Source organism: Pseudomonas hydrolytica (assembly GCF_021495345.1).
In the GTDB taxonomy this organism is placed as follows: Bacteria; Pseudomonadota; Gammaproteobacteria; order Pseudomonadales; family Pseudomonadaceae; genus Aquipseudomonas; species Aquipseudomonas hydrolytica.
On record NZ_CP099397.1, the window covers coordinates 878,368 to 901,829 of the forward strand.

Sequence of the window (23,462 nt, forward strand, 5' to 3'; positions counted from 1 at the left end):
TCGGGTGCGCTGTGCGCACCGCTTCCGTATCGGCTCCGATTGGTAGTCAATGCGGCCGCGTTGGCAGATCGCCGCTAAACAGGTCGTCTTCCAGATCATTGCCGGGAATCGCATGCTCCTCGGCGGCCCAGGCACCCAGGTCGATCAGTTTGCAGCGCTCGCAGCAGAAGGGACGGTAGGTGTTTTCGACTTTCCACTCCACTGGCGCGCCACAGGTGGGGCATTGAACGGTGGTGGTCATGGCTGGCCTCCGCGTAGAGTGAGATAGAAGGAGTGCAGGCGACCGACCTCGGCATCCAGCCAGGCCATATCGCGATCATTGACCAGCACGTCATGGGCATGGCGCAGCCGCTCTTCGCGGCTGGCCTGGGCCTGGAGAATGGCGCGAACCTGCTCTTCAGTGCTCTGGTCGCGGGCAACGGTGCGCTGCACCTGCAGCTCTACAGGCGTATCCACTACCAGTACGCGCTGGGTCAGATGGCGCTGACCGGACTCGATCAGCAAGGGCGACACCAGGATCGCATAAGGCGATTCTGCGCGTGCCAGCACCTGGGCGATCTCCTGCCCGATCAGCGGATGCAGCAGGCTCTCCAGCCAGCGGCGCTGTTCGGCGTCGGCAAACACCAGCTTGCGCAGGGCGCCGCGGTCGAGCTGGCCGTCCGTCTGCAGGACGCCGGTGCCGAAGTGTTCGACGATCTTCGCCAGCGCCGGCCGGCCCGGTTCCACCACCCAACGGGCAGCGTGATCGGCGTCCACCACGTGTACACCACGATCGATAAAGCCTTGCGCCACCGCGCTCTTGCCGCTGCCGATGCCGCCGGTCAGGCCGAGTATCCAGGGTTTCATCACGCCGTTGCGGTCTCGTTGCTGCTCAAGGCCGCGATTGTAGGGGGGATTCGCCAGTGATGCGAGGCCGTAGGCTGCGCCATGCGTACCGCCTCGGTGGGGGAGTTGCAGTTTCTGCGCAGGCGTACTGCCTGCGGCCGGCCCCGGTGCAATCCGGGACCGGTATTTCAGAACCCGGCAAACTTCAGATAGCTACCGGTAATCACGTCACCCCAGAGCAGGGCGATCCAGCCGGCAATGGCCAGATAAGGTCCGAAGGGGATCGGCGTACTGGAGTCGCTACCACGCAGGCGCAGCAGAATCACCCCAAGCACCGCCCCGACCAGCGAGGACAGCAGGATGGTCAAAGGCAGGATCTGCCAGCCGCCCCAGGCGCCGAGCATGGCCAGCAGCTTGAAATCACCGTAACCCATGCCTTCCTTGCCGGTGATCAGCTTGAACAGCCAATACACCGACCATAGGCTCAGATAGCCCGCAATCGCCCCCCACAGCGCGTCCTCCAGGCTGGTGAACAGTCCGAAGTAATTGACGATCAAGCCCAGCCATAACAGCGGCAGCACCAGTACGTCCGGCAGAATCTGATGATCGGCATCTATCAGACTCATCGCCAGCAGCCCCCAGGCCAGCACCAGCATGGCCCCGGCCTGCCAGGTAAAACCGAAATGCCAGGCGATGTAGCCGGAAAGCAGTCCGCAGACCAGCTCGACGATGGGGTAACGCTTGCTGATCGGGGTCTTGCAGTTCGAGCACTTACCGCGCAGGAAGAGGTAGCTGATGACCGGGATGTTCTCCCAAGGGCGAATCTCATGACCGCATTGTGGGCAGGATGAGTTGGGGAGGATCAGATTGAAAGTCTGTGCAGGGGGCGCCGCCGGTAACTCCAGTACCTCTCGCGCCTGGCTCTGCCAGTCACGTTGCAACATCAGGGGCAATCGATAGATCACAACATTAAGGAAGCTGCCGACCAGCAGGCCCAGCAGCAGGGCGCATAAAACAAAGGCCAGCGGGTTGCTGGCCATGACATTAAAAACGGACATACGTATTTAGCCGCCGACCACATTGCCAAGCTGGAAGATCGGTAGATACATGGCAATGATGAGGCCGCCAACTAATACGCCCAACACCGCCATGATCATCGGTTCCATTAAAGCTGTTAGATTGTCTACCATGTTATCAACTTCTGCTTCGTAGAAACTTGCAACTTTGTCGAGCATGTCATCCAGTGCGCCAGACTCTTCTCCAATGGCCGTCATTTGTACTGCCATTGAGGGAATACATTTGTGGTTCTCATTGAAAAATTTAGTTGAGTGCCGCTAGAGACATCGGTTTTTATTTTGTGTACGGCGTTTCGAAAAACTACATTTCCGGTGGCTCCGGAAACAGAGTCTAGCGCATCCACTAAGGGAACACCTGCTGCGAAAGTCGTGGATAGGGTTCGTGCGTAGCGGGCTACTGCGGACTTGTAAAGAATATCTCCAATTATAGGAAGTTTTAGTAGGGCTCTGTCTTTTGTGTCGCGAAATCTCTCTGAGCGCTGGTTTAGCTCTTTGATTAAAAAGGAAAAGGAAAAAACAATGAAGACCATTAGAAGCCACCAGTTTTGGAGGGCTTCTGATAGACCTAGTACCATCAGGGTGAAGGCTGGTAGTTCAGCGCCGAACCCTTGAAAGACGGATTCAAAGGCGGGGACTACCTTTACGAGCAAAATTACACTGACCACGATGGCTACTACAATTACCGCTATCGGATAGGTCATTGCTTTCTTGATTTTTGCCTTGAGAGCTTCAGTTTTTTCTTTATAAGTCGCAACTCGATCTAGTAAGTTTTCCAATGCGCCGGACTGTTCTCCTGATTCGACCAAATTACAATACAGATCGTCAAAGTATTGTGGCTGCTTGCGTAGTGCTGACGCAAAGCTATTGCCTGCAGAGACTTCCTGCTTAAGATCGTCTACCAGCTTGCGCATATTGGGATTTTCAAAGCCCTCGGCGATGATATCAAAGCTTTGCAGCAGTGGAACGCCAGCTTTCATCATCGTCGCCATCTGTCTGGTAAAAAGGGCGATATCAAGTGGTTTGATCTTCTTACCTTTGCCCAGTGAGAAGCTGGATTCGGGGCGGACTTTCGTCGGATTGATGCCTTGCTTGCGCAGCTGAGCCTTGATCAATGCAATGTTCTGTCCACTAAGCGTTCCCTTCACCTTGCCGCCGCGCTTGTCGGTGCCTTCCCAGACGAAGGTGCTGGTTTTTAAAGCTTTTGTCGTCGCCATGGGGCTAATCCTTGGTCACGCGGTTGATTTCCTCCAGGCTGGTCACGCCTTGCATGGCTTTGAGCAGGCCGGAGGCACGCAAATCATTAAAGCCATCTTTGCGCATTTGCGCTGCAATATCGATGGAGTTGCCTTCCTCCATGATAATCCGTTGCAGGTTGGGCGTGTTTTTAACCACTTCATAAATACCGACACGACCCTTGTAGCCATTCTTGCAGTTTTCGCAGCCGGCCGGCCCGTAGAGCTTGAAGGTGCCGATCTTTCCTTCGGGGAAGCCCTCTGCCAGAAGGGTTTCACGGGGCACATCCACTTCTTTCTTGCAGCTATTACACAGCTTGCGCGCCAGGCGCTGAGCGATGATCAGGTTGACCGAGGTGGCGATATTGAACGAGGGCACGCCCATATTGCGCAGGCGGGTCAGGGTTTCCGCGGCGCTGTTGGTATGCAGGGTGGACATCACCATATGGCCGGTCTGCGCCGCTTTCACTGCGATGGAAGCAGTGTCCAGGTCGCGGATCTCTCCCACCATGATGATGTCCGGGTCCTGGCGTAGGAAGGCGCGTAGCGCTGCCGTGAAATCCATGCCCTGCTTTGGGTTGACGTTGACCTGATTGATGCCTTCCAAGTTGATCTCCACCGGGTCTTCGGCGGTGGAGATATTCACGTCTGGGGTATTGAGGATATTCAGGCCGGTATAGAGCGAAACCGTTTTGCCCGACCCTGTGGGGCCGGTTACCAGGATCATGCCCTGTGGCTGCTTGAGCGCATTCATATACAGCTCTTTCTGGCTTTCCTCATATCCCAGTGCGTCGATACCCATCTGCGCACTGGTGGGATCGAGAATCCGCATCACGATCTTTTCGCCCCACAGGGTGGGCAGGGTGTTGACACGAAAGTCGATGGCCTTGCTTTTGGATATCTTCATCTTGATTCGGCCGTCTTGAGGCTTTCGCCGTTCGGAGATATCCAGAGCGGCCATTACCTTGAGGCGTGCGGCAATCCGTGGCGATAGCTGGATGGGAGGGCGAGCAACCTCATGCAGAATGCCGTCGGTACGGAAGCGCACCCGGTAGGCCTTTTCGTATGGCTCGAAGTGCAGATCGGAGGAGCCCATGCGGATGGCGTCAAGCAGCATCTTGTTGACGAAGCGCACCACCGGGGCATCATCAGCATCGCCTCCAGTGGATGTGTCGTTCTTGTCGTCGTCGACCGCCTCCACATCCAGGCCGTCCAGATCTACATCGCCCAAGTCCTCCATGCCGCTGTTGGCGCTTTCGAAGAACCTTTCGATGGCATCGCCCAGCTTGTCATCCTCAACCAGCACGGCTTCAGTATTCAGGCCAGTGCTGAACTGAATATCGGTAACTGCCTGATGGTTGGTAGGATCGGAAACGCCGATAAAGAGCTTGTTGCCGCGCCGCCATAGTGGTATCGCACGGTGCTGGCGAATCAATTTCTCACTTATTAACTCTTTAGGTTGACCTTCTTTGTCGACGGCGGTGAGATCAACAAACGCCACGCCAAACTGCTCAGATGCTAGCTCTGCCAGGTCGCGGCCTTTAGCTAGCTTGCTTTGTACTAGGTAGGTTACCAGTGGCACCTGATTGCGCTTGGCCTGTGCTTGGGCCTGTAGGGCGCTTTTCTCATCTAGCAATTGAGCGGTAACCAGCTGCTTTGCTAGTCCAGAAAGGGAAATCGCTTCGTTCATCGGAAGGGGCCTGCGTGATGCGAATCCGAGCCTTATAGCCTAGCAGTCAGCAACTTCCAAATTTAGATTGGCATGGTGACAAAAAAGGTCAACTAATGCCTTTAGATGGAGGTCGGGTGGAGTCTCCGCTTTCCAAGAGCTCTATCTATCGTGTTGTGGTTGTTGGCATGGTGCGTGCATGCGCATGTGGTAGGTCATAGAGCCTGATACCAACTTAGGAGATTTTTCATGAAAGCTCAAAAGGGTTTCACCCTGATCGAACTGATGATCGTTGTCGCGATCATCGGCATCCTGGCTGCTATTGCGATTCCTCAATACCAGAATTACACCGTACGCAGCGCAGAGCGTGCTTGCTTGGCTGAGACCAAAGCATATGCGAATGTTCTGATGGTGTGGCTGCATGAGGGGGGGACCAACCAAGCCGCTCCGAATAACGTAGCTCCGGCTGCTCCGGCTAACGGTGCTTGCACTGGCTTTACCGGCGGCGGTAACGCCGCTGCATTTGGTACTCCGGTAGTGGGTACTCCCCGCGCACCCGGCGTCGCGACCCAATCTGTCCCGCTGCAATAATTCTTAATGCTCAAGTCACAGGCGTTCGCGTAAGCTGCGTCTAGGTGATGCAGAAGCGCCCCGCTCTCGGGGCGCTTCTGGTAATGGACGGCTTTGACATCACGTTGTTGTTTAGTTGTGGGGTTTAAATGCGCGGCCAATTTCAAAAAGCATTCACATTGATAGAGCTAATGATAGTAGTCGCTATTATCGGCATATTGGCGGCAATCGCATTACCTACTTATCAGGCCTATACCATTCGAAGTGCTGAGCGGGCATGTTTGAGTGAAACTAGAGCTTATGCCTCTGTGCTAACAGTTTGGCTGCATGAAGGGGGCGTGCTTTCGGATTTGCCAGCTCAGCCAATTAATGGTGCTTGCAGTACTTTTAGTGGCGGTGGTGCTGGAGCTGCATTGGGAGTGCCGCTGGTTGGGACGCCTAGACAACCTGGCGTGGCTCTTCAGTCAATAATGCTCAATTGATTCAGAGTGTAAGCCGCATCGACAAATCCACCGCCTTCACATCCTTGGTCAGCGTGCCTAGCGAGATGTAGTCCACGCCCGTTTCTGCGATCACGCGCAATGTGCTGTCGTTGATCCCGCCCGAGGCTTCCAGCTTTGCGCGGCCGGCGGTGAGTCTGACCGCTTCGCGCATATCTTCCAGTGACAGTTCGTCGAGCATGACGATATCTGCCCCCGCTTCCAGCGCTTCGCGCAGTTCTTCTAGGCTTTCCACCTCCACTTCCACCGGCTTGCCGGGGGCGATCTGGTGGGCGGTGTTGATTGCCTGGGCGATGCCGCCGCAGGCAGCGATGTGGTTTTCCTTGATAAGGAAGGCGTCGTACAGCCCGATGCGGTGGTTATGGCAGCCGCCACAGGTGACGGCATATTTCTGCGCCAGCCGCAGGCCCGGAAGGGTCTTGCGGGTATCCAGCAGTTTTACCTGGGTGCCCTCGACCAGGTCGGCATAATGGCGGCAGCGGGTCGCTACTGCCGAGAGCGTTTGCAGAAAATTCAAGGCGCTGCGCTCGCCGCTGAGCAGGGCGCGCGCCGGGCCTTCGAGGCGGAACAGGGTCTGGTCGGCGCTGACCTTGTCGCCGTCCTGGACCTGCCAATGCACCGCCACGCGTGGGTCGAGCTGGCGGAACACCGCGTCCACCCAGGCTGTGCCGCACACTACAGCCGCCTCGCGCGTGATCACCCGGGCGCTGGCGAGGCGCTCGGCCGGAATCAGCTGGGCGGTAATGTCGCCGCTACCAATGTCTTCGGCCAGGGCGCGACGGACGTTGGCTTCGATTTCGCTGCTGAGGTCGGCGAGGGTCAGGTTGGGCATGATCGGCTCCGGTGTAGGCGAGCCGCGATTATAGAGGCAGGCGGATGCAGGGCAATGGCCGGCAGGGGCTGCGCCTTATCGGATTCATTCGCGAGAAACCCGGCACTTTTGCCGCGGCGCACGGCTCCTACGCTGTGAGCGGGCATGGTTCGGGCCGACCGCCGGTGCAGCGCCTATTGCCCGAGCGCTATACGCTGTAGATGCGCCACGCCGGTCCTGCGCGAACGACCGTCTGGAGGTGGCTGGGTGCTATCTGTGATCTGCATCATGTATGCGTGAAAAATTGGCTTGGTATGGCGCGCAGCCTCCCTATAATGCCTTTACTTTTTTCATTATTGACGCCAGGCCTTTGACGTTACGGACGACGCTCGGTTGACGCTGTGCAGACCAGGAGGCTCGGGTTCGAGCAGTCTGCGGGAGACTAGAATGAAGACCGACGCGAACGTGGTTCACCTGAACAAGGCGGCCACAGAGCAATCGCCAACTTCGCCGGTAGGAAGACTGCCCGTGGCGCTGATTCAGGTGCGTGACAAAGCCGCGCAACAGCTCAAGCAGAGCCTGCAGAGCCTGTTCGACAATGCCGACGATACGCTTTTCGAAATGGCGGATCGGGCGACCACCAATGCCGAGCAGAATGCCTTCTTCGAGGCGATGCGCGACCTGCGTCTGAAGCGCAAGAACATTGAGCGCGGTTTCCTGCAGAAGGTGTTCGAAGCCTTCTCCACCCTCAATCAGTACGAAATCGGCAAGCCGCAGCCTGCGCTGGATGCGGTGTCGTTCGACAGCCTGAGCCTGGTGCAGAACGACGAACTCGAGGAAACCGTGGCGCTGGACGCCATGGTGGCCAAGGTGATGAGCCGCGACGCCATGGCGCTGGGCCATCTCACCACCCGTCTCAATGCGGTGATCAGCAAGAAGCTCGACGACAAGAGCAACCCGCTCGGTCCGACCCTGCTCAGCGAATATTTCCTCGACGCCTGCAGCGGCCTGGGCGTGGAGATCAAGGTCAAACTGATCATTCTCAAACTGTTCGAAAAGTACGTGCTGGGCGGCTGCGACCAGCTTTACGCCGAGGCCAACCAGGCGCTGGTCAGCGCCGGTGTTCTGCCCGAACTCAAGTCTGCGCCGCCGCGCCGCCAGCAACGTCCGGCTGCCACCAGTCATGCCCACTCTGCCGGTGACGAGCGCATGCCCCTGCTGGAAGGGGCTGACGAGAGCGTGCAGGAAGTCTTCGGTGCCCTGCAGGATCTGCTTTCCCAGGTGCGCGGCAGTGCCATGCCGCGCCGCGCCCAGGTCGCCGATGCACTGCCGATCACCAGCAACGACCTGATGCGCCTGTTGTCGCATATGCAGCAGCGTACCCCGATGCAGGTCAGCCTCGAGGATTTCGACCTGCGCGACCAGCTCGAGCAGCTGCTCGCCCGTGCCAGTGCCAAGACTGGCAAGGCGCGCGTGGTGGGTGAGGTCGACGAGGACGTGATCAACCTGGTGTCGATGCTGTTCGAATTCATTCTCGACGACCGCACGCTGCCCGATTCGCTCAAGGCGCTGATCGGCCGCCTGCAAATTCCGATGCTCAAGGTGGCGGTGCTGGACAAGACCTTCTTCAGCCGTGGCAGCCATCCGGCTCGTCGCCTGCTCAACGAAATCGCTTCTGCGGCATTGGGCTGGGTCGATCAGGACGACGCCCAGCGCGACAGCCTGTATCAGAAGATCGAGCAGGTGGTGCAGCGTCTGCTCAACGACTTCGTCGATGACCCGGCGATCTTCTCCGAGCTGCTTGCCGAGTTCATGGCCTTCACTGGCGATGAGCGTCGTCGTAGCGAACTGCTGGAACAGCGCACCCGCGACGCCGAAGAGGGCAGCGCCAAGGCCGAGCTGGCTCGCCGCCAGGTCGAGCAGGCGCTTAACGAGCGTCTGCTGGGCAAGACTCTGCCGGAAGTGGTGGTGCGTCTGCTGCAGGAGGCCTGGAGCAAGGTGCTGATGCTGACCTGCCTCAAGCATGGCGTGGATTCGGACGAGTGGCAGGCTGCTTTGCAGACCATGGACGATCTGGTCTGGAGCGTTTCGCCGCACGAAGATCCGGAAGCCCGTCTGCGTTTGCTGGAGCTGGTGCCCGGCCTGCTCAAGTCCCTGCGCGAGGGCATGGCCAGCGCGGCCTTCGATCCGTTCTCCACCAGCGAATTCTTCAGCCAGCTGGAGGCGTTGCACGTGCAGGCCTTCCAGCGCTTCAAGCGCGCCACCCCGGAAACCGAGACGGCCGCTGCCGAAGATGCGGTGCATACCGATCCGAGCGAAGCCGGCATCGAACTGCCGCTGCTGGAGCTGCCGACGGCCGAAGAGGTCGAGGATACCCCGGCTATGGTCGAGGTGGTCGAGGAGATCGTTCTGCTCGCACCGGGCCAGACCCGTCCGCAGGAGCCTGACGTGGTGCTGCCGGACGACGACGAGGCGTTGCTGCAGGTGGATAGTCTGCGTGTGGGTAGCTGGGTGGAAATCCAGGAAGATGAGGAGCACAAGCTGCGCTGCAAGCTGGCGGCCATCATCAAGCCCACCGGCAAGTATGTGTTCGTCAACCGCACCGGCATGAAGGTGCTGGAAAAGACGCGCAATGCGCTGGCCGTGGAGTTCCGCCGTAACGCCGTACGCCTGCTCGACGATGCTCTGCTGTTCGACCGCGCTCTGGAATCGGTCATCGGCAATCTGCGCAAGCTCAAGCACAGCTGACGGGTTCTCGCAGGAGTGCTTCCTGCGAGATGCTTGGCGTACGCGTTGCCTGCGGGCCGTTGTCTGGCCCGTCAGGTCTCGACCTGTATACGTCTTGCCTTGAACTGCTTCCCTCTCGGTGTAATGCCGTTCCCCTAAGAAATGTTCTGACACGGTCAGCCTCTCACTCCTGCGAGGAGAGGGGAGGCAGGTCGTTTCGCCGTTCTCTCGGCCGCTCTCCACTCGGCGTGCCCCCAATAAATGGGAGAGGAGAGCCAATCCCCTGGTCTCTGAGTGAATAGCATTGCCTCCCCGCCTGCGCACATCCTGTTGCTGTCTCGCTCTTGGCCGCTGCGATTGGCTGCTCTAGAGTGGTGACTCGATCAGGAGCGCCGCATGCAGCTTGACCCTTCCACCGGCTGGTTCCAGGGCATTCGCCATTGCCCGTCGCCGAATTTCAATGCTCGTCCTGACGGCGAGATATCCCTGTTGGTGGTGCACAACATCAGTCTTCCGCCCGGGCAGTTCGGTACCGGCAGGGTGCAGGCATTCTTTCAGAACCGTCTGCCGCTGGACGAACATCCCTTCTTCGCCGAGATCGCCACGCTGCAGGTTTCCGCGCACTTCTTCATCGAGCGCGACGGCGCGCTGACCCAATTCGTTTCCTGTCTGGACCGCGCCTGGCATGCCGGCGTGTCCTGGTTCGAGGGGCGCGACAACTGCAACGATTTCTCCCTCGGCGTGGAGTTGGAGGGCACCGATGATCAGCCTTATACCGACGCGCAATACGCCAGGCTGACCGCGCTGACGCGGCAGTTGCTGGACGCTTACCCGGCGCTGTCGACGCAACGCATTCGTGGCCATAGCGACATAGCGCCGGGGCGCAAGACGGACCCTGGCCCGGCGTTCGACTGGACGCGCCTGCACAACGCATTGAAGGAGCGGTAGCGATGAGTTTTCTGGTGATTGTGCTGGTGCTGTGGGTCGAGAAATTTTCCGCCTGGCGCCTGCGCATCCAGCAGGATGGTCCCTGGCTCGCGCAGTTGCAGCGCCTGCAGCAGGGCAGCCTGCAACAGGCGCCCTGGTTGTGTCTGGCGGTGCTGGTGCTGTTGCCCGTGCTGGCTTTGGGGCTGGTGCTGCTGATTCTCGAGCCGCTGGCATATGGCTGGCTGGCCTTGCCGGTGCATCTGCTGGTGCTGATCTACAGCCTGGGCCGCGGCGACCTGCTGGCTGCACTGGGGCCGTTTCGCGATGCCTGGCGGCGTGGCGACGGGCAGGCCGCCTATCATGTGGCTGAACGCGACCTCGCCCTGCAACCCGAGGACGGCACGCTGCTGCTGCAGCAGGTTCAGGGGCATCTGCTGTGGCAGGCCTATCAGAGTTTCTTCGCGGTGATCTTCTGGTATCTGCTGCTGGGGCCGATGGCGGCCTTGGCCTACCGTCTGCTGGCCATGAGCGCCGAGCATGCCGAGCAGCCGGCGCTACGCGAGCGTGCCGTGCAGCTGCGCCATGCCTTCGACTGGCTGCCGGCGCGGGTACTGGCCGCCAGCTTTGCCCTGGTCGGCAACTTCGTGGCGGTCAGCCGCGCCTTGCTGCATGAACTGCTGAGCTGGGACATCTCGGCCGCGCAGGTGGTGATCAGGGCAGGGCGCGCCGCCGGGGAGATGCCCGAGCCGGTGATGGGCGAGGCGGGCGTCGATACCCTGGATCAGTTGTGGCAGCTGCTGATTCGCGCGGCGGTGGTCTGGTACGCCGGCTACGCGCTGTGGGTGCTACTGGTCTAAGACGGCCTTCCAGATACAGCGCTCCGGCAGAAGCGCTGGTCCACTAACGCACGGGTTGCGCCGCCCGACTGCCTTGCAAATCCGCTTGCGAACCAGGGTAAGGGGACAAGGAGCGCGGCATGCTCTTAACCTTAAGTTACACAGAGCGGTGTCGATAACGGGTATATAAGGTGCCGTAGCCGATCCTGTTTGGTGCGTTGCGTCACATTTATCTGCCGGTGGTCGTTGCGTTCACTCGCATTCACAGGTCGGGCTGCACAGGACACCGTCGACAGCCCATGAGAGGCTGCGCGGCCGTTCGAGTGATCTAATAACAATAATGGCAACTGGAGACGTCTAGTGAAGACCGTGTTGTATCCGGCCATCGCGCTGATGAACCGCCTCAGCTTCGGCATGAAGTTCAGCCTGATCAGCGTTCTGTTCTTCCTGCCCATGCTGGTCACCAATTTCTATCTGGTGCGCGACTCCTATCGCCAGTTCGTCGGTACGCAGACGGCCCTGGAGAGCCTCGAGCTGCTCGGCGGCAGCCTGCGGCTGCGTCGGGATCTGCAGAGCCTCAACGACCTGGTGCAGATCAACGCGATGATCGGCCAGTCCGGCCAGGCTGGCGATCTCGAGGGTCGCATCGGTCAGCTGCAGCAGTCGCTGGCCGACAGTCTGCAAGCCTTGCAACCCGTGGCGCGCGACGCCGAGCAAGCGGCCGAGTTCGTCGCCAAGCGCGATGAGCTGCTGGCCGAGCTGAAAAGCGCGGTGGCCGAGACATCCCTGCAAAGCAAGACGGTGATAGTCGAGAAGCTGCTCGGCTCCTCCCAGGTGTTCATCAAGCTGGTGGCCAGCCAGGCCGGCCTCAGCCAGGACCCGCAACGCCAGGTGCGGCAGATCACCGAGTTGATCACCAATGTCACGCCGCAAGTCACCGACGTGCTCAGTCAGGGCCGCGCGGTCGGTGCCTATTCCCTGGGCCAGGGTTTTCTCAACTCCGCGGCCAGTACCAAGTTCGACGATCTGCTGCTGCAACTGGAAAAGCTGCATGCCGAGTACGGCCTGAACCTGCAGGATGCGCTGGCCGGCAACGTCGCCGCGCAGAACGGCCTCGGCGGTCTGGCCGAGGCCAGCCGGCAGACTCTCAAGGACAGTGCCGTGCTGTTCGAGGATCAGGTGATCATCGCCGATAGCCTGGACACGCCCTGGACCCAGTTCTACGACCAGGTCAGCCAGCAGATGGCCAAGACCTACGCCTTCAACGACGGCCTGCTGGCCTTCCTCGATAGCCAGCTGAGCGAGCGCCTGGTCGATAACCGCGCACAGATGGTGCTGCTGGTGGTCGCCCTGGTGGTGGTGTTCCTGCTGATCGTCTACCTCTACAGCGGTTTCTACGTGTCCACGCGCACCACCCTGAAGACCCTTGGCCAGGTGATGGACAAGGTGGCAGCAGGCGACATGACGGTCAGCTTCCGCGCGCAGAGCCGCGACGAGCTGGGCGAGCTGGGCCAGGTGTTCAACCAGACCGTGGCGCGCATTCACGATCTGATCGAGCGCGTCGGGCATACCGTGGGCGAGGTCGGCGGCCAGGCCGATCGCGTCGAACTGGTGTCCGGTGAGAGCAACCAGGCGGTGGCTGGCCAGCGCGCGCAGATTGAACAGGTGGCCACGGCGATGAACCAGATGTCCGCCACTGCCCAGGAGGTGGCGCGCAGTGCTGCCGCGGCGGTGGGCAGTGCGCAGAGCGTCAATCAGGAGACCGTCAGCGGTCGCGCGCTGGTCGAGGCGCAGGTCGGTGCGATTCAGCGCCTGGCCAGTGAGATCGACCAGTCGGTGGCGGTGATCAACCAGCTGGCCAGCGACAGTGCCGCCATCAGTCAGGTGCTGGACGTGATCAAGGGCATCGCCGAGCAGACCAACCTGCTGGCGCTCAACGCGGCCATCGAGGCGGCACGGGCCGGCGAGCAGGGCCGCGGCTTCGCCGTGGTGGCCGATGAGGTGCGCAACCTGGCCAAGCGCACCCAGCAGTCCACCGAGGAAATCGAGGCGATGATCGCCAAGCTGCAGGGTGGCGTCGGTGCCGCGGTGAAGGCGATGAACGCCAGCCACCAGATGGCCGACGGCACGGTCAGTGAATCCGGCAAGGTGCAGCAGGCGCTGGAGAACATCCTCGGCGCGGTCGGCATGATCGTCGACCAGAATCAGCAGATCGCTGCGGCGGCCGAGCAGCAGACGGCGGTGGCGCACGATATCGATCAGAACATCGTCGAGATCAACCATGCCGGTGAGCGCACGGCTGCCGGCGCCAGCCAGACCGAGCAGGCCAGCCGCGAGCTCAGCGAGCTGGTGGCGCGGCTCAAGCAGCTGATCGGCGCGTTCCGGGTGTAGGGTGCGCTGTGCGCACCATCACTATGCCCAGCCGAACAGCTCATCCGCGTTACGGCTGCTGGCCGCCGCCAGCTCCTCGGCCGTGACGCCGCACAGCGCCGCCAGCTCGGTGCAGATGTCCGCCAGGTATTCTGGGCTGTTGCGCTGATTGGGGTGCATGGCCGGGGCCATGTCCGGCGAGTCGGTTTCCAGCACCAGGGCCTCCAGCGGCAGCTGCGCCATCACCTTGCGCAGCCGATTGGCCTGCGGCCAGGTGGCGGCGCCGCCGAGACCGAGGCAAAAGCCCAGCTTGATGTACTCGCGTGCCTCTTCGGCGCTACCGGCGAAGGCATGGATGATGCCGCCGCGCTTCAGCCGCCAGCGCTTGAGGGTGGCGATGGTCGCGGCATGGGCGCGGCGCACGTGCAGCAGCACCGGTAGCTCGAACTCGTTCGCCAGCTCAAGCTGCGCCTCGAACAGCGTCTGCTGGCGCTGCCGATCCAGATCCTCCAGGTAGTAATCCAGACCGAACTCGCCGACGGCGCAGAGCTTGCGGTGTCCGGCCAGCCTGCCCAGCCAGGTGCGCAGTTCATCGAGATGCTGCGGCCGGTGATCATCCAGATAGACCGGGTGCAAACCGAAGGCGGCATACAGGCCGTCGTTCGCCTCCACCAGTTGCCACAGGCGTTGCCAGTTGGCCTGGTATACGCCAAGCACCACCATGCGCTGCACGCCCAGCGCGCGGCTGCGCGCGAGCACTTCGTCGCGATCGGCGTCGAAGTCGGGGAAATCCAGGTGGGTGTGGGTGTCGATCAGGTGCATCGCTTGCCTCCGGTTGATGTCGCTCGTGGCCAGCAGGCATCCGGGCGCGGATTGCCGTATTGTTCCACTTCCTGCCAGCTGCAGGGAGCGCCGCCGCATTTTTCCAGTCGAACGGATACAAGCAGGCGGCTTGGTTTCGATGGAGGAAGAAGGTTGCAGCGCATACGCAGAGCTTTGGCCTGGCTGGTCGCCGTGGTGTTGTTGCTGGTGGCGGTGCTGATGTTGTTTCTCGCGCTGTTCGACTGGAACCGTGCTCGGCCGCTGATCAACGAGCAGGTGTCGACGGCGCTGCAGCGGCCTTTCGCCATCGAGGGCGACCTGCGTGTGGTCTGGAGGCCCGAGGCCGGGGAACGGGGCTTGAGCGGCTGGCTGCCATGGCCGCATTTTTCTGCCGAGCAGGTGCGCCTGGGCAACCCTGAATGGGCGCAGGGCGACACCTTCGTCAGCCTCGACAGCGCGCGTTTTCGCCTGGCGCCGCTGCCGCTGCTGTGGAAGACGGTGAGCATTCCGAGCATCGAGCTGGGCACCGCCCTCGTCGATCTGCAGCGCCTGGGCGATGGCCGCGCCAACTGGAGCTTCGACCTCGGCAAGGACGCCGAGGCCGAGCCACGCGACGAGCCCGCGGCCTGGACCCTGGACATCGGCACCATCGCCTTCGCCAGGGGGCATGTTCAGCTCGATGACCGGAGCAGCAAGACGCGCCTCGAAGCCGTGGTGGAGCCGCTCGGCGAGCCGATTCCCTTTGCCGATATCGTCGGCAAGGGGGCTGCCGATCGGGCGGCGGCGCAGGACTATGCGTTCGCCTGGCGGACCAAGGGCGATTTCCGCGGCCAGCCGATAATCGGCGACGGCAAGGTTGGTGGCCTGCTGGCCTTGCACGATGCCTCGCTGCCTTTCCCGCTGCAGGCCGATCTGCGCATCGGCGCTACCCGTATCCGCGTCGCCGGCAGCCTGACCGACCCGCAGAACCTCGGCGCGCTGGACCTGCGCCTGCAGCTGTCCGGCAACAGCCTGAGCCAGCTCTACCCGCTGACCGGCGTGACCCTGCCCGACACGCCCGCCTACAGCACCGACGGCAGGCTGCAGGCGGACCTGCGCGACGCCGATGGTGCGATCTTCCGCTACCTCGATTTCAACGGGCGCATCGGCGCCAGCGACATTCATGGCGACCTGACCTTCGTCGCCCGCCAGCCGCGGCCCAAGTTGTCCGGCCAACTCACCTCCAATCAACTGCTGTTCAGCGACCTGGCGCCGCTGATCGGTGCCGACTCTGCCGCCGACAAGCGCAAGCGCGGCGAGCAGGATCGCCAGCCGGCGAACAAGGTGCTGCCCGTCGCGGAGTTTCGTACCGAGCGCTGGCGCACCATGGACGCCGACGTGCGTTTCGTCGGCAAGCGCATCGTGCACAGTGAGCAGCTACCCATCAGGAACCTCGACACCCATGTGCTGCTCAACGACGGCATGCTCAGCCTGGAGCCGCTGCGCTTCGGCATGGCCGGCGGCACGCTCGACGCGCAGATTCGCCTCAACGGTGCGCTCACGCCCATGCAGGGGCAGCTGCGCCTGAGCGCGCGCGAGCTCAGGCTCAAGCAGCTGTTCCCCACCTTCGCGCCGATGCAGACCAGCCTCGGCGCGCTCAATGGCGACGCCAGTCTCAGCGGCAGCGGCAATTCGGTGGCGGCCCTGCTGGGCGGTGCCAACGGCGAGCTGAAGATGCTGATCAACGACGGGGCGGTCAGCCGCGGGCTGATGGAGATCGCCGGGCTGAACGTCGGCAATTACCTGGTGGGCCGGCTGTTCGGTGACGAGGAGGTGAAGATCAACTGCGCGGCCGCCGACCTCGGCATCAAGCAGGGCCTGATGAGCACGCGCCTGTTCGTCATCGACACCGAGAACGCGGTGATCAAGGTCGATGGCAGCGCCAACTTCGCCAGCGAGCGCCTGGATTTCACCATCACCCCGGCGACCAAGGGCTTTCGCATCTTCTCCCTGCGTTCGCCGCTGTACGTGCGCGGGACCTTCAAGCAGCCGGCGCCGGGGGTGCAGGCGACGCCGCTGGCCCTGCGTGGTGCCGGGCTTGTGGCATTGGGCGTGGCGGTGGCGCCGGCGGCCGGTCTGCTGGCGCTGGTGGCGCCCAGCGCGGGTGACGAGCCGAGCCAGTGCGAGCCGCTGTTGCAGAAGATCCGAGGTGGTTAGCAGGAGGCATCGGAGCTGGATTTAGGGTGCGCTGCGCGCACCGATCTTCCCCAGCATTTGCTGCGCATGGCGCACCCTACCTCTGGGTGCGGGCCTTGAAGCTGCGCTCGATGGCCTCGATGCCGGGCTGATAGTCGTCCTGCTCGACCGCCTGCAGCGTCCAGGCCAGCACCCGTTCGGCGATGCGTTCGTGCTGCTGGCTCATGGCATTGACCCGCACCGGCAGAAAATCCAGCAACTGGGTATCGCCGAAGGTGGCCAGGCGCACCGCCGGCCAGCTCGCGCCGCCCTGTTCGCGCAGGGCATCGAATACCCCTTCGAGCAGCACGTAGGCAGTGGTCAGCAGCGCGTCGGGCGGGCCGGCCTCGGCCAGCAGTGCGCGCATCTGGCGGTGGCCGCTGGCGCGGCTGAACAGCTCGCCGTGATAGACGCTGACGCGGCCGTCGAAGCCGGCCAGCGCCGCGCGGAAACCGCGTTCGCGCGCCTGGCTGATCACCAGCTGCGGGCGTGCGCCGAGCAGGGCGATATGCCGCGGCGCCGGTTGCAGCAGGCTTTCGGTGAGGCGGCGGCCGGCCTGTTCGTCATCGCTGACCACCGAGCGGATGTGCTGAGGCGACAGCGCGCGGTCCACCGCCACCACCGGCAGGCCGGAGGCGACCAGCTCGGGGTACAGCGGATCATCCGCCGGCAGGCAGCTGGCGACGATCAGCGCTTCGCAGCGGCGTGAGCGGAACAGCTCCAGCAGCTGCCGCTCGCTGTCGGGGTCATCGTCGGAGCTGGCGATCAGCAACTGGTAGCCCGCGGCCCGCGCCTTCTGCTCCAGCAGCTTGGCCAGGCGCGCATAGCTGGGGTTCTCCAGGTCGGGGAGGATGAAGCCCAGGCAGCGGCTCTGTCCGCGGCGCAGGCTGGCGGCCTGCTGATCCGGCCTGTAGCCATGTTCCTGCACCACGGCCAGCACCCGCGCAACGGTTGCCGGGCTGATACGCCGGCGTTCGGCCTGGCCGTTGATCACGTAGCTGGCGGTGGTCACCGAGACCTGAGCCAGGCGGGCGATGTCGCTGAGTTTCACAGGCGCACCCTGTTGAAGAAAGGTTTTGGGCGGGGAGTCTAACCTGTCGTGACGACGACCGGGCTTCAAGGATCACCCATTATCGGCTAAGGTGCCAGTGCTTGATGAATCGTTTCAGCAAAACGCTTCATCGACTAGTCTGGAACCTGTTCCCCGCTCCGGGGCCGACGCGCAGCAGGCTGCGCGCAGGTTTCGCACCTACAACAATAAGCCGGAGGTACCCCATGCTCGAACTCGATGCCAGCCAGATCCAGATGGGCCGGGTTGCGGCGAACAAGGACGAAGCCCTGGCCATGCTCGGCGACGCGCTGGCCAGTGCCGGCCTGGCTACTGCGGCTTATCTCGAGGGCCTGCGGGCGCGCGAGGCCCAGGGGTCGACCTTTCTCGGTCAGGGCATCGCCATTCCCCATGGCACGCCGCAGACCCGCGATCAGGTGCTGCGCACCGGCGTATGCCTGATCCAGTTTCCCGCCGGCGTGGACTGGGGCAACGGCCAGCTGGTCCATCTGGCCATCGCCATCGCTGCCCAGTCCGATGAGCACCTGCATCTGCTGCAACTGCTGACCCGCGCCCTGGGCGAGGGGGATCTGAGCCAGGCGCTGCGCGAGGCGCGTGAGCCGGCGCAGATCCTCGAACTGCTGCAGGGCGCGCCGCAGGCATTGGCGCTGGACGGGCAACTGGTGGCCCTGGGGCAGCCGGCTGAAGACTTCGACGAATTGCTCTGGCAGGGCGCGCGCCTGTTGCGCCAGGCCGGTTGCGCCAGCAGCGGCTTCGCCCTCGGGCTGGCGCGTGGCGAACCGCTGCCGCTGGGCGACGGCCTGTGGTGGCTGCACAGCGAGGCCAGCGTCGAGCGGCCGGGGCTGGCCTTCGTCACCCCGGCGCAGCCGCTGAGCTTTCGCGATGAGGCGCTGCGCGGCCTGTTCTGCCTGGCCAGCCAGGGCGAGGCGCATCGACAGGCGCTGGAGCGGTTGTGCGACGTATTGATCGGCGGGCGCGCCGCTGCGTTCAGCGAAGCCAGCGACAGCCGCCAGGTGATCGAGGCGCTGGGCGGCGAGGTGCCGCCGGACTGGCCGAGCCTGGCGCTGCCGCTGCTCAACGCCCATGGCCTGCATGCCCGCCCGGCCAAGGTGCTCAGCGAACTGGCGCAAGGTTTTGCCGGCGAGATTCGCGTGCGCCTGCAGGGCGATGCGGGCGCCGGGGTCTCGGCCAAGAGCCTCAGCCGCCTGCTGGCGCTGGGCGCGCGACGCGGGCAGATGCTGGAATTCAGCGCCGAGCCCGGCATCGCCGATGCGGCGTTGCCGGCGCTGCGCGCGGCGCTTGCAGCCGGCCTGGGGGAAACCGTGGAACCGCTGCATGAAGAGGCATCGGCGCCGGCCGCGCCGGTCGCACCGCTGGCCGGCAGCTCGCTGCAGGCCGTGGCGGCCTCGCCGGGCATCGCCATGGGGCCGGCGCTGGTGCGCACGCCGCCGGTCTTCACCTTCGCCGAACGGGGGCAGGGCGGCGATCACGAGCGCAGCCGCCTGGACGAGGCGCTGCGCAGCGTCGCCGCGCAGCTCCAGCGCCTGGTGGACGGTGCCGGTGTGGCGAGCATCCGCGAGATCTTCAGTGCCCACCTGGCCATGCTCGACGACCCGGCGTTGCGCGAGGATGTCGAGGCGCGTCTGGCCACTGGCGCCAGTGCCGAGGCGGCCTGGCAGCTGGAAGTGGAGGCCGCGGCCAGGCGTCAGGAGGCGCTGCACGACCCGTTGCTGGCCGAGCGCGCTGCCGATCTGCGCGACATCGGCAACCGCGTGCTGGCCCATCTGTGCGGTGTGGAGCTGCCCGGGGAACCGAGCGAGCCCTACATCCTGGTGATGAGCGAGGTGGGTCCTTCGGATGTCGCCGCGCTGGATCGCCAGCGCGTCGCCGGCATTGTCACCGCGCGCGGCGGTGCCACTGCGCACAGCGCGATCATCGCCCGTGCCCTGGGCATCCCCGCGCTGGTGGGTGCCGGCGATGGCATGCTGGCGCTGGCCCAGGGCACGCCGCTGCTGCTCGATGGCGACAGCGGTCTGCTGCGTGTCGCCCCGGCTGCGGCCGAGCGCGACCAGGCGCTGCGTGAGCGCGAGCAGGCGCAGCGCCGCCGCGAGCAGGCGCATGCCGAACGCCTGCAGGCGGCGCAGACCCGTGACGGCCTGCGCGTGGAGGTGGCGGCCAATATCGGCGCCAGTGGCGAAACCGCCGATGCGGTGGAACTGGGCGCCGATGCGGTGGGCCTGCTGCGCACCGAGCTGGTGTTCATGGAGCACGCCCAGGCGCCCGACCAGGCCGCTCAGGAGCGCGAGTATCGGCGCGTGCTCGACGCCCTGGACGGCCGGCCGCTGGTGGTGCGCACCCTCGACGTCGGTGGCGACAAGCCCTTGCCCTACTGGCCGATGCCGGCCGAGGAGAACCCCTTCCTCGGCGTGCGCGGCATCCGCCTCAGCCTGCAGCGCCCGGAAATTCTCGAAACCCAGCTGCGCGCACTGCTGGCATCGGCCGATGGCCGTCCGCTGCGCATCATGTTCCCCATGGTCGGCGCGGTAGAGGAGTGGCGCGCGGCGCGTGACCTGGTGCAGCGCCTGCGCGCAGAGATCGAGGTAGCCGATCTGCAGCTCGGCATCATGATCGAAGTGCCTTCGGCGGCGCTGCTGGCGCCGGTGCTGGCGCGCGAGGTGGACTTCTTCAGCATCGGCACCAATGACCTGACGCAGTACTGCCTGGCCATCGACCGCGGTCATCCGACCCTCTCGGCGCAGGCCGACGGCCTGCACCCGGCGGTGCTGCGCCTGATCGAAATGACCGCCACGGCGGCGCATGCCGAGGGCAAGTGGGTCGGCGTCTGCGGCGAACTGGCCAGCGACCGTCTGGCCGTGCCGCTGCTGGTCGGCCTGGGCGTCGACGAGCTGAGCGTGACGCCGCGCTCGATTGCCCTGGTCAAGGCGCGCGTGCGCGAACTGGATTGCCAGCAGGCTCGTGCCCTGGCGGCACGGGCCCTGACCCTGGACAGTGCCGGCGCGGTACGCGCGCTGGTCGCGGAGATGCACTGATGGCACGCATTCTGACCCTCACCCTGAACCCGGCGCTGGATCTGACCCTGAGCCTCGAGCGCCTGCAGGCCGGGGCGATCAACCGCTGCCATGAGCTGCGCAGCCACGCCGCCGGCAAGGGCCTGAACGTGGCTCAGGTGCTCGCCGACCTCGGCCACAACCTGAGCGTGGCCGGTTTTCTCGGTCGCGCCAACGCCGCACCGTTCGACAGCCTGATGCACAAGCGCGGTTTTCACGACCTGTTCGTCCGCGTGCCGGGCGAGACGCGCAGCAATATCAAGTTGGCCGAAGCCGATGGTCGCATCACCGACCTCAACGGTCCCGGCCCGCAGGTCGAGGCCGAGCACCTGCAACGTCTGCAGGACGAACTGCAGCCGCTGTTGGCCGGGCATGACGCCGTGGTGGTGGCCGGCAGCCTGCCGCGTGGGGTGACGCCGCAATGGTTCGCCGGCCTGCTGCGGCAGATTAAGGCCAGTGGCGTGCCGCTGGCGGCCGATAGCAGTGGCGAGGCCCTGCGTGCGGCGCTGGGCGTCGCGCCCTGGCTGATCAAACCCAACGAGGAAGAACTGGCCGAGGTCTGCGGCGGCGATCTGTCCGCCGCCGTGCAGGGCCTGCGTGCACAGGGCATCGAGCATGTGCTGCTGTCGCGCGGCGCGGCCGGTGTCGACTGGCATGGCCCGGACATCGCCCTGCGTGCGGTGCCGCCGCGGGTCGAGGTGGCCAGCACGGTCGGTGCCGGCGACTCGCTGCTGGCGGCCAGCCTGCATGGCCTGCTCGAAGGCTGGCCGGCCGAACGCATCTTGCGTCTGGCCACCGCGGTGGCCGCGCAGGCGGTCACCCAGATCGGTTTCGGCATCCACGATCGCGAGCAGTTGGCCCGTCTCGAGGCGGCCGTACAACTGCACCCCATAGAAGAATAAGAGGCACTGACATGAACCTGCTGATCGTTACCGCCTGCCCCAATGGCCAGGTCACCAGCGTGCTCTGCTCGCGTCTGTTGCAGGCGGCAGCCGAGCGCCTGGGCTGGCAAACCCGTGTCGAGGTGCACGACGCCCGCGCCATCGGAGCGCCCTTGAGCGAGGCGGATATCGCCGCTGCCGATCTGGTGCTGGTGGTCAAGACCGGCGAGCTGGCGCTCGGCCGTTTCGTCGGCAAACCCCTGCTGCAGGCCACGCCGGCCGAGGCGCTGGCCGACCCGCAGCGCTTTCTGCGCGAAGCCCCCGAGCGGGCCCGGCCCTATGCCGAGGATGCCGCCGCGCCGAGCGGGAGCAAGCGGCTGGTGGCAGTCACTGCCTGTCCCACCGGCGTGGCGCACACCTTCATGGCCGCCGAGGCGCTGCAGCAGGCGGCGATGCGTATGGGCATCGAGTTGCAGGTGGAAACCCGCGGCTCCGTGGGAGCGCGCAACCTGCTCGACGAGGCCGCCATCGCCGCTGCCGATGCCGTGCTGCTGGCCGCAGACATCGAGGTGGACACCGCCCGTTTCGCCGGCAAGAAGGTCTATCGCTGCGGCACCGGCGTGGCACTGAAACAGCCGCAACAGACCCTGGAACGCGCCCTGAACGAGGCACGCCCGCTGGCCGAGGCGGCGCCCAGCGCCGGCAGTGCGCCAGCCGCCAGCGGCGAGAAGTCCGGCCCCTACAAGCACCTGCTCACCGGGGTGTCCTACATGCTGCCGATGGTGGTGGCCGGCGGTCTGCTGATCGCCCTGTCGTTCGTCTTTGGCATCGAGGCGTTCAAGGAGGAGGGCACCCTGGCCGCTGCGCTGATGAAGATCGGCGGCGAGACCGCGTTCCAGCTGATGGTGCCGCTGCTGGCAGGCTACATCGCCTATTCCATCGCCGACCGTCCGGGCCTGGCACCGGGGATGATCGGCGGGCTGTTGGCCAGCTCGCTGGGCGCCGGCTTTATCGGCGGTATCGTCGCCGGTTTTCTTGCCGGCTATTCGGCCAAGGCCATCGCCCATTGGGTGCGCCTGCCGGCCAGCGTCGAGGCGCTCAAACCGATTCTGATCATTCCGCTGGTGGCCAGCCTGTTCACCGGGCTGGTGATGATCTACCTGGTCGGCAGCCCGGTGGCCGGCATGCTCGCGGGGCTCACCGCCTTTCTCGACGGCATGGGCAGCACCAACGCGATCCTGCTCGGCGTGCTGCTCGGCGGCATGATGTGCGTCGATCTCGGCGGGCCGATCAACAAGGCGGCCTATGCCTTCTCCGTCGGCCTGCTGGCGTCGAGCAGTTATGCGCCGATGGCCGCGACCATGGCGGCCGGCATGGTGCCGCCCATCGGCATGGCCATCGCCACCGTGCTGGCGCGGCGCAAGTTCGCCCAGAGCGAACGCCAAGCCGGCAAGGCGGCCGGGGTGCTGGGGTTGTGCTTCATCTCCGAGGGGGCGATACCCTTCGCCGCCAAGGACCCGCTGCGGGTGATCCCGGCGAGCATCGCCGGCGGCGCGCTGACCGGCGCGCTGTCGATGTACTTCGGTTGCAAACTGATGGCGCCGCATGGCGGGCTGTTCGTGCTGCTGATCCCCAATGCGATCAACCATGCCTTGCTCTACCTGCTCGCCATCGTCGCCGGCAGCCTGGTCACTGGCGTGCTCTATGCGCTGATCAAGCAGGGCGAAGCGCAGCCGCTGGTGGCCAGCGCGCAATGAGTGCAGGGGCGCGAGGCTCGGTTACACTGGCCTAATCAGCGCCTGGGAAGTAGGGGCGGCGGCTCACCCGCCTGCCCCTTGGCGCCATCCCCCTCAGCCAGAAAGGAT

17 protein-coding genes and 1 pseudogene are annotated in these 23,462 nt (G+C 64.1%); 10 read left to right on the forward strand and 8 right to left on the reverse strand.

Annotated features, from left to right (window positions below):
* Positions 1 to 46: 46 nt before the first annotated feature.
* From yacG to pilB, 5 genes and pseudogenes are all read right to left on the reverse strand, one after another.
* Positions 47 to 241: a DNA gyrase inhibitor YacG gene (gene yacG / locus L1F06_RS04005; protein WP_003242724.1), complete on the reverse strand. Its 195-nt coding sequence runs from the start codon at positions 239 to 241 to the stop codon at positions 47 to 49.
* Positions 238 to 846, reverse strand: coding sequence for a dephospho-CoA kinase (gene coaE, locus L1F06_RS04010; RefSeq protein ID WP_129482849.1), 609 nt, complete (start codon positions 844 to 846; stop codon positions 238 to 240). Before coaE ends, yacG begins: the two co-directional genes overlap by 4 nt.
* Positions 847 to 1,013: 167 nt before the next feature.
* Positions 1,014 to 1,883, reverse strand: coding sequence for a prepilin peptidase (locus L1F06_RS04015; protein WP_129482850.1), 870 nt, complete (start codon positions 1,881 to 1,883; stop codon positions 1,014 to 1,016).
* Positions 1,884 to 1,889: 6 nt separating this feature from the next.
* A pseudogene (locus L1F06_RS04020) lies at positions 1,890 to 3,115 on the reverse strand (type II secretion system F family protein).
* A gap of 4 nt (positions 3,116 to 3,119) precedes the next feature.
* Positions 3,120 to 4,823 carry a type IV-A pilus assembly ATPase PilB gene (gene pilB / locus L1F06_RS04025; protein ID WP_129482851.1) on the reverse strand — a complete coding sequence of 568 codons (1,704 nt, stop codon included), beginning with the start codon at positions 4,821 to 4,823 and terminating at the stop codon, positions 3,120 to 3,122.
* A gap of 228 nt (positions 4,824 to 5,051) precedes the next feature.
* Here pilB and L1F06_RS24905 point away from each other — a divergent pair, with 228 nt between their 5' ends.
* Positions 5,052 to 5,393 (forward strand): prepilin-type N-terminal cleavage/methylation domain-containing protein, encoded by a 342-nt coding sequence (locus L1F06_RS24905; protein ID WP_129482852.1) that lies wholly within the window; start codon positions 5,052 to 5,054, stop codon positions 5,391 to 5,393.
* A gap of 128 nt (positions 5,394 to 5,521) precedes the next feature.
* Complete coding sequence (locus tag L1F06_RS24910; RefSeq protein ID WP_129482853.1) at positions 5,522 to 5,854, forward strand: prepilin-type N-terminal cleavage/methylation domain-containing protein; 333 nt, start codon at positions 5,522 to 5,524, stop codon at positions 5,852 to 5,854.
* Between the two features lies 1 nt (position 5,855).
* Here the strand turns inward: L1F06_RS24910 and nadC are convergent, their stop codons facing one another.
* Complete coding sequence (gene nadC, locus L1F06_RS04040) at positions 5,856 to 6,704, reverse strand: carboxylating nicotinate-nucleotide diphosphorylase (protein ID WP_129482854.1); 849 nt, start codon at positions 6,702 to 6,704, stop codon at positions 5,856 to 5,858.
* A gap of 426 nt (positions 6,705 to 7,130) precedes the next feature.
* Here nadC and L1F06_RS04045 point away from each other — a divergent pair, with 426 nt between their 5' ends.
* The 4 genes from L1F06_RS04045 to L1F06_RS04060 all read left to right on the forward strand — a co-directional run bounded on the left by L1F06_RS04045 (position 7,131) and on the right by L1F06_RS04060 (position 13,564).
* On the forward strand, positions 7,131 to 9,431 hold the full coding sequence (locus L1F06_RS04045; RefSeq protein ID WP_129482855.1) for a DUF1631 domain-containing protein: 2,301 nt from the start codon (positions 7,131 to 7,133) through the stop codon (positions 9,429 to 9,431).
* 375 nt (positions 9,432 to 9,806) lie between these two features.
* The gene (ampD, locus tag L1F06_RS04050) at positions 9,807 to 10,358 is read left to right on the forward strand and encodes a 1,6-anhydro-N-acetylmuramyl-L-alanine amidase AmpD (RefSeq protein WP_003242745.1); all 552 of its coding nucleotides are present in this window, start codon (positions 9,807 to 9,809) and stop codon (positions 10,356 to 10,358) included.
* Between the two features lie 2 nt (positions 10,359 to 10,360).
* Positions 10,361 to 11,194, forward strand: a complete 834-nt coding sequence (gene ampE, locus L1F06_RS04055; RefSeq protein WP_129482856.1) for a regulatory signaling modulator protein AmpE — start codon at positions 10,361 to 10,363, stop codon at positions 11,192 to 11,194.
* A 339-nt stretch (positions 11,195 to 11,533) separates the two neighbouring features.
* Positions 11,534 to 13,564 carry a methyl-accepting chemotaxis protein gene (locus L1F06_RS04060; RefSeq protein ID WP_129482857.1) on the forward strand — a complete coding sequence of 677 codons (2,031 nt, stop codon included), beginning with the start codon at positions 11,534 to 11,536 and terminating at the stop codon, positions 13,562 to 13,564.
* A gap of 21 nt (positions 13,565 to 13,585) precedes the next feature.
* Here the strand turns inward: L1F06_RS04060 and L1F06_RS04065 are convergent, their stop codons facing one another.
* Positions 13,586 to 14,365: a TatD family hydrolase gene (locus tag L1F06_RS04065; protein ID WP_129482858.1), complete on the reverse strand. Its 780-nt coding sequence runs from the start codon at positions 14,363 to 14,365 to the stop codon at positions 13,586 to 13,588.
* A 153-nt stretch (positions 14,366 to 14,518) separates the two neighbouring features.
* Between L1F06_RS04065 and L1F06_RS04070 the strand changes: the two genes are divergently transcribed.
* On the forward strand, positions 14,519 to 16,561 hold the full coding sequence (locus tag L1F06_RS04070; RefSeq protein WP_129482859.1) for an AsmA family protein: 2,043 nt from the start codon (positions 14,519 to 14,521) through the stop codon (positions 16,559 to 16,561).
* Positions 16,562 to 16,637: 76 nt separating this feature from the next.
* Here the strand turns inward: L1F06_RS04070 and cra are convergent, their stop codons facing one another.
* Entirely contained in the window at positions 16,638 to 17,630 is a 993-nt protein-coding gene (cra, locus tag L1F06_RS04075; RefSeq protein WP_003242756.1) for a catabolite repressor/activator, read from the reverse strand.
* 224 nt (positions 17,631 to 17,854) lie between these two features.
* Here cra and ptsP point away from each other — a divergent pair, with 224 nt between their 5' ends.
* The 3 genes from ptsP to L1F06_RS04090 are packed head-to-tail and all read left to right on the forward strand — an operon-like array spanning position 17,855 to position 23,354.
* Positions 17,855 to 20,698: a phosphoenolpyruvate--protein phosphotransferase gene (ptsP, locus tag L1F06_RS04080; protein ID WP_129482860.1), complete on the forward strand. Its 2,844-nt coding sequence runs from the start codon at positions 17,855 to 17,857 to the stop codon at positions 20,696 to 20,698.
* A complete protein-coding gene (pfkB, locus tag L1F06_RS04085) occupies positions 20,698 to 21,618 on the forward strand; it encodes a 1-phosphofructokinase (RefSeq protein ID WP_129482861.1) in 921 nt (306 codons plus the stop codon). The genes ptsP and pfkB overlap by 1 nt, the downstream gene beginning before the upstream one ends.
* Before the next feature lie 11 nt (positions 21,619 to 21,629).
* Positions 21,630 to 23,354, forward strand: a complete 1,725-nt coding sequence (locus L1F06_RS04090; protein WP_129482862.1) for a fructose-specific PTS transporter subunit EIIC — start codon at positions 21,630 to 21,632, stop codon at positions 23,352 to 23,354.
* The last annotated feature ends 108 nt before the right edge of the window (positions 23,355 to 23,462 follow it).

Excerpts from the sequence above, each read along its gene's own strand:
- L1F06_RS24910 (WP_129482853.1), top strand. The coding sequence starts at position 5,522 with ATGCGCGGCCAATTTCAAAAAGCATTCACATTGATAGAGCTAATGATA.
- nadC (WP_129482854.1), bottom strand. The coding sequence starts at position 6,704 with ATGCCCAACCTGACCCTCGCCGACCTCAGCAGCGAAATCGAAGCCAAC.
- coaE (WP_129482849.1), bottom strand. The coding sequence starts at position 846 with ATGAAACCCTGGATACTCGGCCTGACCGGCGGCATCGGCAGCGGCAAG.
- L1F06_RS24905 (WP_129482852.1), top strand. The coding sequence starts at position 5,052 with ATGAAAGCTCAAAAGGGTTTCACCCTGATCGAACTGATGATCGTTGTC.
- L1F06_RS04090 (WP_129482862.1), top strand. The coding sequence starts at position 21,630 with ATGAACCTGCTGATCGTTACCGCCTGCCCCAATGGCCAGGTCACCAGC.
- L1F06_RS04015 (WP_129482850.1), bottom strand. The coding sequence starts at position 1,883 with ATGTCCGTTTTTAATGTCATGGCCAGCAACCCGCTGGCCTTTGTTTTA.
- pfkB (WP_129482861.1), top strand. The coding sequence starts at position 20,698 with ATGGCACGCATTCTGACCCTCACCCTGAACCCGGCGCTGGATCTGACC.
- ptsP (WP_129482860.1), top strand. The coding sequence starts at position 17,855 with ATGCTCGAACTCGATGCCAGCCAGATCCAGATGGGCCGGGTTGCGGCG.
- L1F06_RS04065 (WP_129482858.1), bottom strand. The coding sequence starts at position 14,365 with ATGCACCTGATCGACACCCACACCCACCTGGATTTCCCCGACTTCGAC.
- ampD (WP_003242745.1), top strand. The coding sequence starts at position 9,807 with ATGCAGCTTGACCCTTCCACCGGCTGGTTCCAGGGCATTCGCCATTGC.
- pilB (WP_129482851.1), bottom strand. The coding sequence starts at position 4,823 with ATGAACGAAGCGATTTCCCTTTCTGGACTAGCAAAGCAGCTGGTTACC.
- yacG (WP_003242724.1), bottom strand. The coding sequence starts at position 241 with ATGACCACCACCGTTCAATGCCCCACCTGTGGCGCGCCAGTGGAGTGG.
- ampE (WP_129482856.1), top strand. The coding sequence starts at position 10,361 with ATGAGTTTTCTGGTGATTGTGCTGGTGCTGTGGGTCGAGAAATTTTCC.
- L1F06_RS04045 (WP_129482855.1), top strand. The coding sequence starts at position 7,131 with ATGAAGACCGACGCGAACGTGGTTCACCTGAACAAGGCGGCCACAGAG.